This is a genomic window from uncultured Shimia sp., from assembly GCF_947498095.1.
Taxonomy (GTDB): Bacteria; Pseudomonadota; Alphaproteobacteria; order Rhodobacterales; family Rhodobacteraceae; genus Shimia.
In genome coordinates this window covers 217,951-233,278 of record NZ_CANMJE010000004.1, presented here as the reverse complement: position 1 = coordinate 233,278, position 15,328 = coordinate 217,951, and the positions used below count along the sequence as shown (strand labels likewise).

The 15,328-nt window shown below is 58.2% G+C and carries 20 protein-coding genes; 14 read left to right on the top strand and 6 right to left on the bottom strand.

Features of this window, described 5'->3' with window-relative positions:
• Positions 1-96 precede the first annotated feature (96 nt).
• Entirely contained in the window at positions 97-501 is a 405-nt protein-coding gene (mce, locus tag Q0932_RS09990) for a methylmalonyl-CoA epimerase (protein ID WP_299351919.1), read from the top strand.
• 77 nt (positions 502-578) lie between these two features.
• Positions 579-869: a DUF1467 family protein gene (locus Q0932_RS09985; protein WP_299351916.1), complete on the top strand. Its 291-nt coding sequence runs from the start codon at positions 579-581 to the stop codon at positions 867-869.
• Here the strand turns inward: Q0932_RS09985 and Q0932_RS09980 are convergent.
• The 3 genes from Q0932_RS09980 to Q0932_RS09970 are packed head-to-tail and all read right to left on the bottom strand — an operon-like array spanning position 805 to position 3,281.
• Entirely contained in the window at positions 805-1,536 is a 732-nt protein-coding gene (locus tag Q0932_RS09980; RefSeq protein WP_299351914.1) for an EI24 domain-containing protein, read from the bottom strand. The genes Q0932_RS09985 and Q0932_RS09980 overlap by 65 nt on opposite strands.
• The gene (locus Q0932_RS09975; protein ID WP_299351911.1) at positions 1,521-2,102 is read right to left on the bottom strand and encodes a nitroreductase family protein; all 582 of its coding nucleotides are present in this window, start codon (positions 2,100-2,102) and stop codon (positions 1,521-1,523) included. Before Q0932_RS09975 ends, Q0932_RS09980 begins: the two co-directional genes overlap by 16 nt.
• 57 nt (positions 2,103-2,159) lie before the next feature.
• Positions 2,160-3,281: a class II histone deacetylase gene (locus Q0932_RS09970; protein ID WP_299351910.1), complete on the bottom strand. Its 1,122-nt coding sequence runs from the start codon at positions 3,279-3,281 to the stop codon at positions 2,160-2,162.
• 195 nt (positions 3,282-3,476) lie between these two features.
• On the opposite strand from Q0932_RS09970, the gene Q0932_RS09965 reads away from it, so the two are divergent.
• Both Q0932_RS09965 and Q0932_RS09960 read left to right on the top strand, forming a co-directional pair.
• A complete protein-coding gene (locus Q0932_RS09965; protein WP_299351909.1) occupies positions 3,477-5,402 on the top strand; it encodes a DUF3604 domain-containing protein in 1,926 nt (641 codons plus the stop codon).
• 55 nt (positions 5,403-5,457) lie between these two features.
• A complete protein-coding gene (locus tag Q0932_RS09960) occupies positions 5,458-5,709 on the top strand; it encodes a DUF167 domain-containing protein (protein WP_299351908.1) in 252 nt (83 codons plus the stop codon).
• Here Q0932_RS09960 and Q0932_RS09955 read toward each other — a convergent pair.
• Complete coding sequence (locus Q0932_RS09955; protein ID WP_299351906.1) at positions 5,706-5,948, bottom strand: hypothetical protein; 243 nt, start codon at positions 5,946-5,948, stop codon at positions 5,706-5,708. The genes Q0932_RS09960 and Q0932_RS09955 overlap by 4 nt on opposite strands.
• 109 nt (positions 5,949-6,057) lie before the next feature.
• On the opposite strand from Q0932_RS09955, the gene Q0932_RS09950 reads away from it, so the two are divergent.
• From Q0932_RS09950 to Q0932_RS09920, 8 genes are all read left to right on the top strand, one after another.
• Positions 6,058-6,771, top strand: a complete 714-nt coding sequence (locus Q0932_RS09950) for a M48 family metalloprotease (protein ID WP_299351905.1) — start codon at positions 6,058-6,060, stop codon at positions 6,769-6,771.
• A gap of 5 nt (positions 6,772-6,776) precedes the next feature.
• Entirely contained in the window at positions 6,777-7,133 is a 357-nt protein-coding gene (locus Q0932_RS09945; protein ID WP_299351904.1) for a YigZ family protein, read from the top strand.
• Positions 7,134-7,213: 80 nt separating this feature from the next.
• Positions 7,214-7,477 (top strand): DUF6455 family protein, encoded by a 264-nt coding sequence (locus Q0932_RS20555; RefSeq protein WP_366141403.1) that lies wholly within the window; start codon positions 7,214-7,216, stop codon positions 7,475-7,477.
• Positions 7,474-7,752, top strand: coding sequence for a DUF6455 family protein (locus tag Q0932_RS09940; protein ID WP_299351903.1), 279 nt, complete (start codon positions 7,474-7,476; stop codon positions 7,750-7,752). The genes Q0932_RS20555 and Q0932_RS09940 overlap by 4 nt, the downstream gene beginning before the upstream one ends.
• Positions 7,749-8,042 (top strand): DUF6455 family protein, encoded by a 294-nt coding sequence (locus Q0932_RS09935; protein WP_299351901.1) that lies wholly within the window; start codon positions 7,749-7,751, stop codon positions 8,040-8,042. The genes Q0932_RS09940 and Q0932_RS09935 overlap by 4 nt, the downstream gene beginning before the upstream one ends.
• Complete coding sequence (locus Q0932_RS09930; RefSeq protein WP_299351899.1) at positions 8,039-8,293, top strand: DUF6455 family protein; 255 nt, start codon at positions 8,039-8,041, stop codon at positions 8,291-8,293. The genes Q0932_RS09935 and Q0932_RS09930 overlap by 4 nt, the downstream gene beginning before the upstream one ends.
• A gap of 61 nt (positions 8,294-8,354) precedes the next feature.
• On the top strand, positions 8,355-8,717 hold the full coding sequence (locus Q0932_RS09925; protein WP_299351897.1) for a diacylglycerol kinase: 363 nt from the start codon (positions 8,355-8,357) through the stop codon (positions 8,715-8,717).
• An 83-nt stretch (positions 8,718-8,800) separates the two neighbouring features.
• Positions 8,801-9,799 (top strand): helix-turn-helix domain-containing protein, encoded by a 999-nt coding sequence (locus Q0932_RS09920; protein WP_299351895.1) that lies wholly within the window; start codon positions 8,801-8,803, stop codon positions 9,797-9,799.
• Positions 9,800-10,001: 202 nt separating this feature from the next.
• Here the strand turns inward: Q0932_RS09920 and Q0932_RS09915 are convergent, their stop codons facing one another.
• Positions 10,002-10,304, bottom strand: coding sequence for a DUF393 domain-containing protein (locus tag Q0932_RS09915; protein ID WP_366141402.1), 303 nt, complete (start codon positions 10,302-10,304; stop codon positions 10,002-10,004).
• Between the two features lie 226 nt (positions 10,305-10,530).
• Complete coding sequence (gene rimO, locus Q0932_RS09910) at positions 10,531-11,916, bottom strand: 30S ribosomal protein S12 methylthiotransferase RimO (RefSeq protein WP_299351987.1); 1,386 nt, start codon at positions 11,914-11,916, stop codon at positions 10,531-10,533.
• A 134-nt stretch (positions 11,917-12,050) separates the two neighbouring features.
• Here rimO and Q0932_RS09905 point away from each other — a divergent pair, with 134 nt between their 5' ends.
• Both Q0932_RS09905 and Q0932_RS09900 read left to right on the top strand, forming a co-directional pair.
• On the top strand, positions 12,051-13,979 hold the full coding sequence (locus Q0932_RS09905; RefSeq protein WP_299351893.1) for an AsmA family protein: 1,929 nt from the start codon (positions 12,051-12,053) through the stop codon (positions 13,977-13,979).
• A 16-nt stretch (positions 13,980-13,995) separates the two neighbouring features.
• Complete coding sequence (locus tag Q0932_RS09900) at positions 13,996-15,195, top strand: multidrug effflux MFS transporter (protein WP_299351891.1); 1,200 nt, start codon at positions 13,996-13,998, stop codon at positions 15,193-15,195.
• The last annotated feature ends 133 nt before the right edge of the window (positions 15,196-15,328 follow it).

Sequence of the window (15,328 nt, the reverse complement as noted above, 5' to 3'; positions counted from 1 at the left end):
GCCGCGTTCCCAGCACAGCGCGACCCCCTGTCGCTTGCATCACGTTCAGGCCTTGCCCATAACGGCAGGAAATCAGGAAACCCGAAAGGACAGGACATGATCGGACGTCTTAATCACGTGGCCATTGCCGTACCGGACCTCGAGGCCGCCTCGGCCCAATATGCCAACGCACTGGGCGCCAAAGTTGGTGCACCTCAGGACGAACCCGATCACGGCGTCACCGTGGTGTTCATCGAATTGCCCAACACCAAGATCGAACTCTTGTACCCACTAGGCGACGACAGCCCGATCAACGGCTTTTTGGAAAAGAACCCCTCGGGCGGTATTCACCATGTGTGTTACGAGGTTGACGACATTCTCGCCGCCCGCGACCATCTGCAGGAAACCGGCGCGCGGGTTCTGGGCTCGGGTGAGCCCAAGATTGGCGCACATGGCAAGCCCGTGTTGTTCCTGCACCCTAAAGATTTTAACGGCTGTCTCGTGGAACTCGAGCAAGTTTGACCCATATCTGGCACATTAGGTGTGCGGGCGTGTTCGCCGCCCGCACCCTGACGTGTTAGGACACAGGAGACTTACACATGTCGATCACTTCCGCCATCGTGCTTTATGCCGTCCTGTGGTTCCTGACATTTCTGATCGTGATCCCCATCCGCCTGCAAACCCAAGGTGACGTGGGCGAAGTGGTGCCCGGTACGCATGCCGGCGCGCCGCACAATCACAACCTCAAGAAAAAGGCCAAGATCACCTTTGCCCTGGCCGCGGTGATGTGGGTGATCCTGTGGTGGATCATTACCTACGAGATTATCACCGTGCGTGATTTTGACTGGATGGACCGTCTGCCGCCTGTATCTGGTGAAACAGGTGAGTAAAGGTCGCAGCACCTAAGATCGGCACCAACAGGTTTACCAACGGGACCGACAGTGGCATAGCCATCAATGTGCCAGCGATCCAAATCGTTCCGGTATGCCGCTTGCGCAGAGCCTTGGCGCCCTCGCGGCCGATCCTGCGCATGGCGGCCAGTTGAAAGTACTCTCGGCCCAGCAGATAGCCGTTGAGCGCCCAAAAGATAAACAGCGAGAACATTGGTAAGAACGCGTAGATGATAAAGGCCAAAAGGTTGGCCCCGATCAGCACGCCGAGAAACCCTAGTGTGTCGCGCAGCGCATCTGAAAACGGCACGCGCGGTACGTCAGGTAGCTGCGGATAGTGCCTGTCTTCGACTGCCTGCGCCACGTCGTCCAGAAACATCGAGGTGATCGCCGAGGCGACCGGCACCATCAGAAACACGGACAAAACCATCATGAAAATGAAGCTCGAAATCCCGAGCAGATCGTTAAGCCATGTCACCTCGCCCAGTATGGGCACGTAGGCTTCTGGTCCGACAAAAAAGTCGATGATCCATAACAATCCGGCATAGGCCGCGACCAACAGCGCAAAGGTCAGGCCAACACCCAGCCATAAAACACGGCGAAAACGCTTGTCTCCCAGCTGCCCGATGGCGCTAAAAAACGAGGACAGGATCAGCGTGATACCCATGTGACCTTTTTCTCCATGTCGGGCCGTGGCCGCTCTGGTGGTGCCGATTTTTCGGTGCCGATATGAATAATGCCGGCGATGCGTTCATGTGGGGACAGTCTCAGACCTTCGGTTAAAAAGTCTCGGTCGTGCGACACCCAACCACTCAGCCAGTTTGCGCCCCACCCAGCCGCCAAGGCTGCATTGAGCAGTTGCAGGCACACGGCACCCGCGGAATAGGTTTGTTCGATTTCGGGAACCTTTTCGGCAATCACCGGGCTTTCCACGACGACCACGGCCAGATTGCCCATGTCAAATTGCCCACGGCCCTTGCCGATTTTTTCGTCATCCAAACCCAGCGCTTCACCTCGGGTCTGCGCCAGAGTTGCGAGGCGATCCATTACGGCGCGGCCTTCGATCACGATCAACCGCCAGGGTTCCAACTTGCCATGATCGGGCGCGCGCAATCCCGCCTCAAGGATTGGCGCCAGTTCTTCACGGCTGGGCACCGGCGTGGTCAGGGTCTTGGCTGGGCGCGAGCGTCTGCTCAGCAAGAACGCCAGCGCCTCAGGGTTGGCTTCGGGCATGTTAGGTTCCGTCACTCAATTGCGTCGCAAGTGATGTCGGCCATCGCCGGGTCAGTTTCAACCGCCCTCCGGCATTTTCGCGAAGATTTCCGCCATTTCATCAATCAATTCGCTGACAAAGCCATCAAAGCGCGCGTCTGGTTGGCGGATCGCCAGAGTCTCGGCCATGGGATCTGGCACGTGAATCTGGCTGCCTGACAACTCTTCCATCACGGCATGACCACAAAACGGCACATAGGCCTCGGAGTATCCTCCCTCGTGCACCAGAACCAGTTTGCCGTCGCACAGCGCCTCGGCTGCCTGCATCACCTGACAGGTCATAACCCGAAAGGTCTCGGCCGTTGCCAGCATGCGGCTCAGAGGATCAAAGGCTGCCGCGTCATAGCCACAGGCAACGATGATCAGATCCGGCTGGAACCGTTCGAGTGCGGGCAGCACAATCTTACCCATCGCCTCGATATAGGCATTGTGACCGGCACCCGGTGGCAATGGCACGTTGATGTTGTGGCCCTGACCATCGCCGTCACCACGATCCGCGACGCCCCCTGTGTCCAGCGGATAGTTCCGCTCTTGATGCAACGAGATGGTCAGCACATCATCGCGGCGCAGAAACACGGCTTCGGTGCCATTGCCGTGATGCACATCCCAGTCAATCACCGCGACTTTCCGTGCCGTTCCCGCTGCCTGCGCGGCCTCAATCGCAATGCCGATATTGTTCAACAGGCAAAACCCGTTTGGCCAGTCTGGCAGACAGTGATGCCCCGGTGGTCGCGACAGAGCATAGGCGTTCTGCAACTCTCCGGCCAAGACCGCACGCACGGCCTCCTTGGCCAGTCCCGCCGAAAGCGTTGCGGCCTCATAGCCGCCTTTGCCAAAGGGCGTGCGCAGACCCAATTCTCCGCCACCGGCATCCGACATGTCCTTGAACCGGTCAAGGTACGCCCCGGGATGCACCCGCTCCAGATCTTCCCGAGTCGCTTCCGGCGCAGACCGCATCTCCAGTTCCGCTGCCAATCCGCTTACGTCCAGCAGGTTCTTCAACCGCCGCTTGGTTTCGGGGCTTTCTGGCAGCCCCCCTGCTGCCAGTGGCTGCACAAAGTCCCCCACCGGCAGGGTCAGCGCGTAATTGCCGCCTGAATGCCAGAAACACCGCTCATCCCAGAAAAAACCCGTCGCCATCTGACCTCTCCCTCGTCTTCATCTTTTCCCGAAATACTCTCGCCGAAGGCGCTCAACCCCGCAAGAGGTCATCACCTAACCGATGGTGCTCAGCGAGCGCCAATACTTTTGGGCCAAGGTGTCGCGATCAAAAATCTGTTCCCAAGTCGCCTCGACACAATCATAATGTTCTCAGATCATCCGGGAGATTATGAGATGCTTCGTTCCATTTGTATTGCCGCTTTTCTGACCACCACCGCGTTGCCCGCCGTCGCGCAGTTCGTCCCTTCCAAAGAGTCCCTTGACGGTCTTTATCCGGGCAAAGCCTACTCGCCTTATGCCCAACGGGGGTTCCCGTCTCAGGTGTTCTGGGGGGATACCCATCTGCACACCGGCTTTTCCGTCGATGCGGGCCTCTTTGGCAACACCACCGGCCATGACACGGCCTACCGCTTTGCCCGCGGCGAAGAGGTCATGGCTGCCTCTGGCCAGCCTGTGAAACTGTCGCGACCGCTCGATTGGATGGTTCTGACGGATCACTCTGATGGCATGGGCATGATCTTTGACATGGTCGATCAAAAGCAAAACATCATGGCCTTTGAACAATCACGTCGCTGGGCCGAAGGGCTGGCCGCTGGCGGTGAGGACAGTGCTGCCGCCGCTCTCGACCTGATCACGAATTTTGCCCAAGGCACAATCGATCCAGAGCTGATGGCGCAGTATTCCCCCGGGTCGCCGATCTATGCGTCGGTCTGGGAAACCACAGTGGAAAAGGCCGAGGAATACAATCAACCCGGCGTGTTCACCGCCCTGATCGGCTATGAATGGACCTCGCTTTTCAAAGGCAACAACCTGCACCGCAATGTCGTTTTGCGCGACAATGGTGACAAGGCGCTGATGGTCGAACCCATGGTGACACAAGAGCCTGTTGGCTCAATCGATCCCCTGGCTCTTTACCAATGGCTTGAGAATTACGAAGCCAAAACCGGGGGGCGGGCGTTGGCACTGGCCCATAACGGCAACCTGTCCAATGGTATGATGTTCCCAACGGAACAGCAGTTCACCGGTGCGCCGATTGATGAAAATTACGTGCGCCTTCGCGCCAAATGGGAGCCACTTTACGAGTTCACCCAGATCAAAGGTGACGGCGAGGCTCACCCGGTACTCAGCCCCGAGGACGATTTTGCCGACTATGAGACCTGGGACGCAGGCAACCTCGACCTGACCGAGGCCAAGACGCCTGAAATGCTCAAGGGCGAATACGCTCGCGAGGCGCTGAAACAGGGGCTGGCACTGGAGCGCAAACTGGGCGTGAACCCCTACAAGTTCGGAGCCTCTGGTGCGACCGACAGCCATACGTCGCTCGCAACGGCCGACAGCGACAATTACTTTGGCAAAGCGACCAATGCGGAACCGTCACCCACCCGCATGGCGCATCCCTTTACCAAAACAGATCAGGGAACCTTTGAAGGCTACGAATTGGTGGCGTCCGGTTACACCGGCGTCTGGGCCGAAGAAAACACCCGCAAATCGCTCTGGGATGCGATGAAGCGGCGAGAAACCTATGCCACCACCGGGCCACGCATGGCCGTGCGCTTCTTTGGTGGGTGGGATTACACTGAAAATGATCTGCGTGGCCGCCAGCCGGCTTTCGCGGGGTATGAACGGGGCGTGCCCATGGGCGGTGACATGCGGAGCGCGCCCGACGGTGCATCGGCGCCCACCTTCATGGTCTATGCCCTGCGCGATCCGATTGGCGCCAACCTTGACCGTATTCAAGTCGTCAAAGGTTGGATCGACGCCGACGGGGGGCTGCATGAAAAGGTCTACGACGTCGTCTGGTCAGACGGTCGTGACAGGACGGCGGACGGCAAGGTGCCTGATGTCGGCAGCACCGTTGATCTTGAGGCCGCCAGCTACACCAACACCATCGGCGCGCCCGAACTGGCCACGGTCTGGACGGATCCAGATTTCGACGCGAGCGAGAATGCCTTTTATTATGCCCGTGTGATCGAGATCCCAACCCCACGTTGGGTCGTCTATGACAGGCTGCGCATGGGTGTTGAAATTCCTGAAGGTGCACAACTCACCCATCAGGAACGTGCCTATACATCGCCCATCTGGTATTCGCCCAAAGGCTGATCCCGAACTCTGTAGGTCGGACAATCTTGTCCGACCTGCCACCTCTCGAGGCAACATGACTGATCTGACACACTTCGCTGTACCCGGATCCGAGATTGTTGTTCGGGTGACGCCCAAAGCCTCACGCAACAAAGTCACCGTCGATGACACGCAAATTCGCGTCTATGTCACTTCAGCGCCGGAAAACGGCAAAGCCAATGCCGCGGTACAGAAGCTTTTGGCCAAGGCGATGGGGATTGCAAAATCGCATATCACGCTTGTTCGAGGGCAAACCTCGCGAGACAAGGTGTTTCGCATCAATTCTTAGTCTTTGCCATCCAATTGTAACTTGTAGACCCCTTCGGGCAGATCCAGCGCAGCCGCCAGTTCTTGAACCTGGTGCAGGGAAAAGGTGATCTTGTGGACCTTGTCCGTGCGCGGATCGTATTGCTCGACCGTCACGCAGTCTTCGAACATGTTGATGGTGACATCTTCGGTCAGGTTCGTGCTGCCCTCGTCAACGAGGGTCACAACCGTGGCGTCAAATTCGTGCTCTATGCTGAACATGGTTTCAGCCTAGCGCCTTACACGCGACGTGCAAGCATTAAGGCTTGGACTCTTGGCGTGCAGGGCCTAGGCTAAGTGCCTGTATTTGCCATAGTTCAAGAGCTTACCCATGCGTGTTTCCCTGATTGCCTTGTTATCTGCTGTTTTTCTGGCCGTTGCCGGATGTGAAACGACGACCACAAGTCCCACGCCACAGGCCGCGCCAAAACAAAGCACCGTCACACGCTTGAGCGTGTCGCAAGCCAATGCCCGACTTGCGCCGATCAAAGCGCGGATGGAGCCGATTGCCGAGCGCGAATGCCGCGCCCGCACCGAGGGTATGAACTGTGATTTCCTGATTCAGGTGTACAAAGACCCCAATGCGCCGCCAAACGCGTTTCAGTCACTTACCAAGGCCGGCCGCCCGACGATCACCTTTACCTCGGCCCTGATCTCCGAGGTCCGCAATAACGACGAACTTGCCTTTGTGATGGGCCATGAGGCCGCGCATCACATGATGGGTCACATCGGACGGTCGCAGAATGACGCGATGGCAGGGGCCGTGATTGTGGGCATTCTGGCCGCAGCAGCAGGGGCGGATGCCTCAGTGATTGATGCGGCAATGGATGTTGGTGCCACGGTGGGGTCACGGGCCTATTCCAAGAACTATGAGCTTGAGGCCGACCGTCTGGGAACCGTCATCACGCACAAATCAGGTTACAATCCGATACGGGGTGTCGAGTATTTCAATCGTATTCCTGATCCGGGCAACCAGTTCCTCGGAACGCACCCGCCAAACTCGCAACGTATAGCCGTGGTCAAGAAGACAGCGGCGGGTCTCTGACGCGCATGCTGCAACTGACAGGGGTGGTTTCGGATCGCGGATCGAAATACGCGGTTTCTGGCGGTCCGGTGAAAAACCGCTCTGATGTCGACTCATTTCTCAAGACCCTCAAACGGGACAAGAAGTTTGCCAAGGCGACGCACAATACTTGGGCAGTTCTTTGGTCTGACGGGACGCCACTCAAGGGCGATGATGGCGAGAGCGGTGCCGGAATGGTGATCGTCCGCATGCTCGAACGCGAAGGCTTGTACGATCAAATTGTTGTCGTAACCCGTTGGTATGGAGGAACAAAACTCGGTGGAGATCGGTTTCGCCGAGTGCAGGATTGCGTGCGCGCCTACGTCGAGGCGGTCAACGCCTGACCGGCGGTTGATGCAGGTCAAAGGGAATTTCCCGCGCCCATGATAGCGTTCACACCGAGAACGCGAACTGGAGCCTGCCAATGACGATGCCTCTTAAGAATTCACGCCCGACGATCCAGCCCGATCGCAAGGGGCGGGGGCCGACAACACACCAACGACAGTCTGCCAGTTCGGCACGCGCTTCGTTGAATGATGCGGTTGAAGCCGTGATCAGGTGTCAAGGCTGCGGACATTCCGACGATTGCGCATTGTGGCTCAAGCGCGTGGACGTGGCGACAGCGCCCCCTCCGGATCATTGTACCAATCCCCAATTGATCCGACGGCTGCAAGAGGCACATGGATGAAACCTCTCGGTGATCAGAACGCACATTTTTGGTTGGTACAGCGTATGGCGCAGCTGACTGAAACTGATCTGGTCGCCGCCATGGACGCCGCAAAACTCACCCAAGAGGACTGGGCCGCGATGGTTCAGGAATGCCGAGGGTGTGACTGGACCAGCGAGTGCCGCAAGTTCCTCGCCCTGCGAGAAGGCGTGCCGGTTGAAGAGGCGCCCGACACCTGCCGCAATCAAGAACGTTTCTCCGCCCTTCGGGCGGCCCTAGAGGAGATTGAGACATGAGCAACGTGTTGCCGTTGGGCGATCCAGCGCGCCACTTTTGGATGACACGCAGTGTCGCGCGGGCAATGGGTGTATCGCTGAGCGAGGCTATGGCCGAGGGCAACTTGTCTCAAAAAGCCTATGCCGATTTGGTCACACGCTGTCGATCCTGCCATTTTGTGCATGAGTGCGAAGCCTGGCTTGGCCAACAAAGCCACCGCGCCGACGCCGCACCGGCATGTTGCCAGCATGCCGACTTGTTTCAGGCGCTTAAGCATCCGACACCCCCAGCCGGGAGGAGAAAACCATGAAACTGTTTAAGAAAATTGACGATCATTCGAACCTGATGGGCACTATGTCAGGTAAGGTCGGCGTGAACTGGTCAGAGGTTCTGGTTGAAAACCCGGAAATGGTCAAAGAGTACAGAAACGCCGTAATGACCTGCACGCACTGCAAAGATGTGGGCGAATGCAAAGGTTGGTTGGCCGAACATGACAGTGCTCCGCAAGCCCCGGATTATTGCCTGAACCGAGGGCTATTGGGCAAACTTGCCGAGGGTTGACGCCCCGCTTGCCGCTTGAACCGCGCGCCGCTCCGGTCCATCTTGTGCCGGAGGAGGCGACATGCGGTATTTCTTCACGCGATTGTATCATCGGATCATTTGGAGTTGGGCAGGTATCGTGCATGCCTGGCGCCAAGAGCATTCGTTCCGCAGTTGGGTTTGGGCCAACCTCATCTCGGCCGCTCTCGCCCTCGCGCTCCCCCTCACACCCGGAGAACGCGCCCTGATCCTGGCACTGGGTGTTTTGGTTATGGCCTTTGAACTGGTCAACACCGCGATCGAAGAGGTGGTCGACTACATCTCGGATGAACAGCACCCCAAGGCCAAGGCTGCCAAAGATTGCGGCAGCGGAGCGGTCTTCGTAAGCGCACTGGCCGCCGGGGTTGCCTGGGTGGTGGTGTTGATACGGTTAGCATGCGGTTAGGTCTGATTGTTGTTTGATCGTGTGCACACCGTCCTTGAGATCACAAACATTGGCACCATGGTCGTATCAGCATGAGTAATTCCGTGCGCCATCACCAAAAACCTGCAGGCGGCGGCGCGCCCGAGCCAATCTCGGTCGAGGTATTTGTGCAACCGGGGTTCTCTGAATTTGAGTTGTCGTCCATCCTCACAGTTCTGAACTATGCCAACAGGATCTCGAACACAGTCGCGTTTGGCTGGAACGTTGTGTCTGATGTTCCGGGCTTTGTGACCGCGGCCTGCGGGACTCTCGCACGGGCAGAGCCGGCTATCTTTGACCACGCGCTCGCAGATATTCTGATCGTTGTCGGCGGCGAAAACTGCGATCCAAAGGGGTGGCTGGGCCGCGTGCGGGCGATGCAGCGCCATAGACGGCCCATCGCGGTTCTGTCCGATGCGGCGACGGCCTATATCAAAGCCGCCAAAGCCTTTGATCTGCCGGTGACAACCCATTGGCGCGATGTCACGCTCTTGAACGAAGAGGGGTCATATTCAGCCCTGAATACCAGCTATCTGGAAACCGCGAATGGCGTTATGACCTGCGCTGGGGTTGGGTTTACACCAGAGTTGACGCTGCATTTGGTCGCCAAACACTTGTCGCGCAACGAGATTGCCGAACTGGCGAGCCTTTTGCAGATTGAAACAATCAGAGACACCGCCGCTGAGCAACCCAAAGGCACCAGCTTCCTGACCAACATGTTTAATCCTCTGGTCGAGCACGCGATCCGCGTGATGGAAGACAACCTTGCCGAGCCCTTGTCGACAACTGAGATTTCCCAGCGCATTAACGTCTCAATTCGCCACCTGGAACGTCTGTTCCAAACCGTTTTGGATACGTCCCCCGCCCGATACTACAAACAGCTTCGGGTCAAGAAATCGCATATCCTGATCACCAGCACCAAGATGCCTCTGATAGATATTGCGCTGGCTTGTGGCTTTGGGTCGACCGGCACGCTCTCGAGCGCTTACAAATCGCAATACGGCCTCTCGCCGAATAGAATCCGAACCGGTGGTGTGTTCCGTGATCGCTCGGACACCGGGTAGAACGGTCTCAGACCCCCTTCACGATCACCACATGCCCGGTTGAACAGCTCTGCCGCAGGGCTTTTAAGGGCACTTGTCGATGCGATGGAAACAAGTGGTTTCACGAAGCTGAATTGGATTTTTTCGCCAGATCATCGCTGGTTCGTTTTTGTCGCCGGAGGTGGCGGTTGTATAGAGCCGGGGCGAGCGCGTGATCATAGAGTCAGCTAAACACGTAGTAGAGGCCGGGGAGACCGGTGATCCACGCGAGAGGGCGATAGCGGGGCATCTGCGACCAGAGGATGCGGAAGGCATCAAGGCCGGCGTGGATCTCACCGTTGTGCATCACGTGCAGACGTTGCGCGGCGGTGGTGGCGTCGACGCCCCATGCCTCGCGGGCCTCAGTGTTCAGATCGTCATAGCGAACGGGAAGGTCGCGTTTCGAGGTGTAGGCCGCGTAATGGCAGATCTCGGCGTCGCAGACGGGGCATTCGGCATTGTAAAGGACGCGGGTTTCGGTGGGCATGGGGGCCTCTTAGGTGAAGGGTCCTAGAGGATACGTATGGGGTGGGAGATTGGATGCAAGGTTTTGGTGTGTCAGGTAACTTGTATCGTTGTGGACGATACGCTTTCGCTAGCTTGGTTGTTCAACGGTAGACCTGCGATCGTCGTTTTTTTATTGATCTCTGAAACAAGTGAGACTCCACCCGCTCGTTACTTACATGGTCACCCAGATCATTTGCCTGACGTTGTCAGGGCCGAAGCGCACCCCACAAATCATACTCTCCTGCCTCATCGACTTCAACCGAGACGATGTCGCCGACTGACAACCCTTCGGTTCCCACATCAATGAACAGGTTGCCATCAATTTCGGGCGCGTCAGCTTTTGTGCGGCAGGTGGCCACGCCGTCGGCGTCTATGTCGTCCACGATCACGTCCATTGTCTGACCGACCTTGGCGGCGAGTTTGGCCTCGGAGATACCTTGGGCTTTTTCCATAAAGCGGTTCCAGCGGTCTTGTTTGACTTCGCCCGGCACATGATCCGGCAGATCGTTTGACCGCGCGCCATCGACGTTTTCGTATTGAAAACAGCCGACGCGATCCAATTGTGCCTCGTCCATCCAATCCAGAAGGTGTTGGAACTCGGCCTCTGTTTCGCCCGGATAGCCGACGATAAAGGTCGAGCGCAGGGTGATGTCCGGACAAACCTCGCGCCATTTGGCGATCTCGTCCAGCGTTTTGGCGCCAGCGGCGGGCCGGGCCATGCGTTTCAGCACGTCCGGGTGAGAATGCTGGAACGGGATGTCGAGGTAGGGCAGGATCAACCCCTCCGCCATCAGCGGGATCAACTCGCGCACATGCGGGTAAGGGTAGACATAGTGCAGCCGCACCCAGGCATCGAACTGGCCCAGCTCGCGGGCGAGGTCGGTGATGTGGCTGCGTACCTCGCGGTCTTTCCACGGATGGGACGAATACTTGCGATCGAGGCCATAAGCCGAAGTGTCCTGAGAGATGACCAAGAGTTCTTTCACACCACTTTCGACCAGTTTCTCTGCTTCGCGCAGCACCGCGTGAACGGGGCGCGAGGCCAGCTTGCCGCGCATGTCGGGGATAATGCAGAACCGGCACTTGTGGTTACAACCCTCGGAAATCTTGAGATAGCTGTAGTGGCGCGGGGTCAGGGAGACGCCCGAGGCGGGCAACAGGTCGACAAAGGGGTCGGGGTCAGGCGGTACTGCCGCGTGCACGGCGTCCAGCACCTGTTCGTATTGATGCGGTCCGGTGACGGCCAAAACCTTGGGATGGACGCCGGTGATGTATTCGGGTTCTGCGCCCAGACAGCCGGTGACGATGACCTTACCGTTTTCATTCAGCGCTTCCCCAATTGCCTCAAGGCTCTCGGCCTTGGCGCTGTCGAGAAAGCCACAGGTGTTTACGATCACCGCATCGGCGCCGGAATAGTCGGGCGAAACGCCGTACCCTTCGGCACGCAAGCGCGTGAGGATACGTTCACTATCGACCAGCGCTTTGGGGCAGCCAAGGCTGACCATCCCCACGGTCGGCTGACCGGGGCGGGCGGTGTCACGGACTTGGGCTCGGGCGAGATCGGGGCGCAGATCGGGCGGGTTCTGGGTCATGGGGGCCGTATAGGGGATCGGTGGATTGAAGGCAAAGAGAGATCGCGCCTCACCACCCCGTGACCCAATCCCCATTGCCTGACGACCCCGGGCGGGTCTAGGCTGGGATTGAGCAGTATACGTTGAGGTGTCCCATGCGTTTGATCCGGGTTTTGTTGGTTGCGGTTGTTCTGTTGGTGATCGGCCTTGTGGTGCTGGTCGTGGCCTTGCCCGGCGAGCGGATTGCGAAAATTGCGGCGGATCAGGTGAAATCCTATACGGGCCGTGATCTGGTCTTTGATGGGGCTGTCGGGATCAGCTGGTATCCGGTCTTTGGTGTGGCGACGGGGCCGGTGTCTTTAAGCAATGCTGAGTGGTCCGATGCGGGCCCGATGTTCCGCGCCGAAAGTGCTGCCATCGGTGTTGATGTGATGAGCCTGATCGGCGGCGACATCCGGGTGACGCGCATCGAGGCGGTCAGCCCGGATGTGCTGTTGGAAGTGGCCAAGGATGGTCGCGCCAACTGGGAACTGTTCGGCAGCGCGGCTGCCACTGATGCTCCGGCAGAGGCCGGGCAGAACGAAAGTGGTGGGGCGCTGATCCTTGAAAATCTGGTGATCCGCGACGCGCGTCTGCGCTATATCGATCATGGCGGAGACAGTTTTGAGATCGCCGATGTGGATGCGCGGTTGAAATGGCCGGATCCGCGGAAACCTGCGGATGTGGCATTGATCCTGCGCCCGGCAGGCGCGGATGTGTCCGTGACGGCCACTGTTGCCGATCTTGAGACGTTGTTGGCCGGGAAAGTATCGGGGATCGTGGCCAAGATGGACGCGGCAGGCGCAACCCTCTCGTTTGACGGGCGCGCCGGCATTACGCCACAGCTGGGGGGCTTGCTGGATGCGTCCGTGCCGAACCCGGACAAGTTGATGGCCGCCCTTGGCCTGCCTGCGGCCGGGATCGAGGGACCCGCGTCGGTGCGGGGCCAGATCACCTATACCCAAGACGGGCGATTTACCTTGCGCGATGGCAGTCTGACAGCACTGGGCAACTCTTTAAGCGCCCAGGCGGATGTGCTGATAGCAGGCGCGAAACCCGTCGTGACTGCCCAATTTGTTTCGGGAAAACTGGACCTTAGCCAATTCGGTGAAAGCGATGGATCGAACGCAGACACCAGCGGATCAGGAGACAGCGGATGGTCCAAGGCGCCGATTGATGCCAGTGGGCTGGCCGCATTTGATGGTGAGATTGTTTTGGCGGCCGAGGCAATTGACCTTGGCAACCTAAAGCTGGGCCGCTCGCGCATGGCGGTCAATGTCGACAATGCACGTGCTGTTTTCACTTTGCGTGAAATTAACGCTTATGACGGGCAGATCACCGGGCAATTCGTCGCCAACAACCGCAGTGGCCTGTCAGTGGGCGGCAAAATGACAGCACAGGGCATGGCGCTCAAAGGTCTGCTGACTGACACAATGGACATTGACCGATTTACCGGCAAGGCGGGGTTGAGCCTGTCGTTCCTCGGGGTTGGCCAGTCGGTGCATGCGATCATGAACTCGCTCAAGGGGGATGCGTCGGTTGAGGTCGGGCAGGGCACGATAGATGGACTTGATCTTGATCGCCTGCTTCGTGGCAAACCTGGCGGCGGCACAACGGTGTTTGACGCGCTGACAGGAACCGCGACCATTGCGGCAGGTGTACTGAGCAATGACGACCTGTTGCTCGAGTTACCCAATGTCTTGGCCAAAGGCGAAGGTGTCGTGGGTCTGGGTGAGCGGACCATCAACTATCTGTTTACCCCGCAAATCCGATCGTCGGATGAACAGGGTCTGGCCATTCCCGTACGCATCAAAGGCAGCTGGGATGACCCCTCGATCCGCCCCGAGCTGGACAAGGCTCTCGGCGTTGATCTCGAGGTGGAAAAGGAAAAACTGAAAGAAGAGGCCGACCAGTACTTGCAAGAAAAGGTCGAAAAAGAACTGAACCTTGCGCCGGATGATACGCGCTCGACAGAAGAAGCTGTTCAAGATGCGGTTGAGGATGAGGTCAAAGACCAACTTCTGAAACTGTTTGGCGGCGACTGATAATGCGACAACTCTCATGCTGAAAGCCGCGACCTCACCGCCGCGGGTGTCAACGCTGGTCCTAATGACGGCGGTGTCAGTTCTCTCGCTCAACATGTACTTGCCGTCGCTGGCCCATATCGCCCAGGATTTTGAGGTCAGCTATGCAATGGCGAACCTGTCGATTTCCGGCTATCTGGCGATCACCGCATGTTTGCAAATCATCATGGGACCGCTTTCGGATCGCTACGGGCGACGCCCCTTGTTGATGGCGGGGTTGCTGATCTACACGGTTGCGTCGTTTGGATGCCTGTTTGCGCAAGATATCTGGGTTTTTCTGGTGTTCCGCATGTTTCAGGGCGCCATCGTGGCAGGCATGGCGCTGAGCCGCGCGGTGGTGCGAGACATGCATGACGAACGTTCGGCGGCATCCCTGATGGGCTATATCTCTCTGGCGATGGCGGTGGCGCCCATGACCGGGCCCATGTTTGGCGGCTTTCTGGATCAACTGTTTGGCTGGCGGTCGAATTTCTTGTTCTTTGCGGTGGTCGGCGTGGCGCTGACAGCCTTGTGTTGGTGGGATCTGGGCGAAACCAATATGAACAAGTCCAAAACCATCCTCAGTCAGTTCCGCACTTACCCAGACCTGTTTCGCTCACGCCGTTTCTGGGGGTATTCGATCTGCCAGACATTCTCGCTTGGGGCTTTTTACGTCTACGTGACTGGCGCCGCGCTGGTTGGGGCCGCCGAGTTCAAACTGTCCACCTCATCCATCGGTATTGCGGTTGGCGCGATCACCGGAGGTTTTGCGCTGGGCAGCTACCTGTCCGGGCGATTTGCCAGCCGTGTGCCACTTTTCTGGATGGTCATCGCAGGACGCGTTTCGGCGATGTTTGGCGTGATCCTCGGGCTTAGTCTTATGGCATCCGGGGTGTTGCACCCTGTGACTTATACCGGGGCGATCATGTTTGTTGGGCTTGGCAACGGGTTGACCCTGCCGTCGGCCTCAAGCGGCGTCATGTCGGTGCGACCTAACCTTGCAGGCAGCGCCTCGGGATTGTCGGGGGGGATGGCCGTGGCAGGAGGGGCGTTGCTCACCAGCCTCACAGGCGCGCTTTTGACGCCGGAAACCGCAGCACTGCGATTGCTTCTGATTATTTTGGGGTCGGTTCTGGTGTCGTTTCTGGCTGCGCTTTATGTGCGTCACATCGATCTGCGCGAAGGCGCAACCTATTGACACCATCGCGCCCATCGTGACATCTGGCCCCATGACACGTACATGCCTCACCTCAGTTGTCTATTATCCCTTGATCACATAAGTGGCGGGGCTTTCAGCATGTTTAACCGCCGCGTGACGGCGGGTTGAGCAT

What these genes read in the sequence shown, in the direction of transcription:
- mce (WP_299351919.1), top strand. Translation starts at nt 97, where the DNA reads ATGATCGGACGTCTTAATCACGTGGCCATTGCCGTACCGGACCTCGAG.
- Q0932_RS09985 (WP_299351916.1), top strand. Translation starts at nt 579, where the DNA reads ATGTCGATCACTTCCGCCATCGTGCTTTATGCCGTCCTGTGGTTCCTG.
- Q0932_RS09980 (WP_299351914.1), bottom strand. Translation starts at nt 1,536, where the DNA reads ATGGGTATCACGCTGATCCTGTCCTCGTTTTTTAGCGCCATCGGGCAG.
- Q0932_RS09975 (WP_299351911.1), bottom strand. Translation starts at nt 2,102, where the DNA reads ATGCCCGAAGCCAACCCTGAGGCGCTGGCGTTCTTGCTGAGCAGACGC.
- Q0932_RS09970 (WP_299351910.1), bottom strand. Translation starts at nt 3,281, where the DNA reads ATGGCGACGGGTTTTTTCTGGGATGAGCGGTGTTTCTGGCATTCAGGC.
- Q0932_RS09965 (WP_299351909.1), top strand. Translation starts at nt 3,477, where the DNA reads ATGCTTCGTTCCATTTGTATTGCCGCTTTTCTGACCACCACCGCGTTG.
- Q0932_RS09960 (WP_299351908.1), top strand. Translation starts at nt 5,458, where the DNA reads ATGACTGATCTGACACACTTCGCTGTACCCGGATCCGAGATTGTTGTT.
- Q0932_RS09955 (WP_299351906.1), bottom strand. Translation starts at nt 5,948, where the DNA reads ATGTTCAGCATAGAGCACGAATTTGACGCCACGGTTGTGACCCTCGTT.
- Q0932_RS09950 (WP_299351905.1), top strand. Translation starts at nt 6,058, where the DNA reads ATGCGTGTTTCCCTGATTGCCTTGTTATCTGCTGTTTTTCTGGCCGTT.
- Q0932_RS09945 (WP_299351904.1), top strand. Translation starts at nt 6,777, where the DNA reads ATGCTGCAACTGACAGGGGTGGTTTCGGATCGCGGATCGAAATACGCG.
- Q0932_RS20555 (WP_366141403.1), top strand. Translation starts at nt 7,214, where the DNA reads ATGACGATGCCTCTTAAGAATTCACGCCCGACGATCCAGCCCGATCGC.
- Q0932_RS09940 (WP_299351903.1), top strand. Translation starts at nt 7,474, where the DNA reads ATGAAACCTCTCGGTGATCAGAACGCACATTTTTGGTTGGTACAGCGT.
- Q0932_RS09935 (WP_299351901.1), top strand. Translation starts at nt 7,749, where the DNA reads ATGAGCAACGTGTTGCCGTTGGGCGATCCAGCGCGCCACTTTTGGATG.
- Q0932_RS09930 (WP_299351899.1), top strand. Translation starts at nt 8,039, where the DNA reads ATGAAACTGTTTAAGAAAATTGACGATCATTCGAACCTGATGGGCACT.
- Q0932_RS09925 (WP_299351897.1), top strand. Translation starts at nt 8,355, where the DNA reads ATGCGGTATTTCTTCACGCGATTGTATCATCGGATCATTTGGAGTTGG.
- Q0932_RS09915 (WP_366141402.1), bottom strand. Translation starts at nt 10,304, where the DNA reads ATGCCCACCGAAACCCGCGTCCTTTACAATGCCGAATGCCCCGTCTGC.
- rimO (WP_299351987.1), bottom strand. Translation starts at nt 11,916, where the DNA reads ATGACCCAGAACCCGCCCGATCTGCGCCCCGATCTCGCCCGAGCCCAA.
- Q0932_RS09905 (WP_299351893.1), top strand. Translation starts at nt 12,051, where the DNA reads ATGCGTTTGATCCGGGTTTTGTTGGTTGCGGTTGTTCTGTTGGTGATC.
- Q0932_RS09900 (WP_299351891.1), top strand. Translation starts at nt 13,996, where the DNA reads ATGCTGAAAGCCGCGACCTCACCGCCGCGGGTGTCAACGCTGGTCCTA.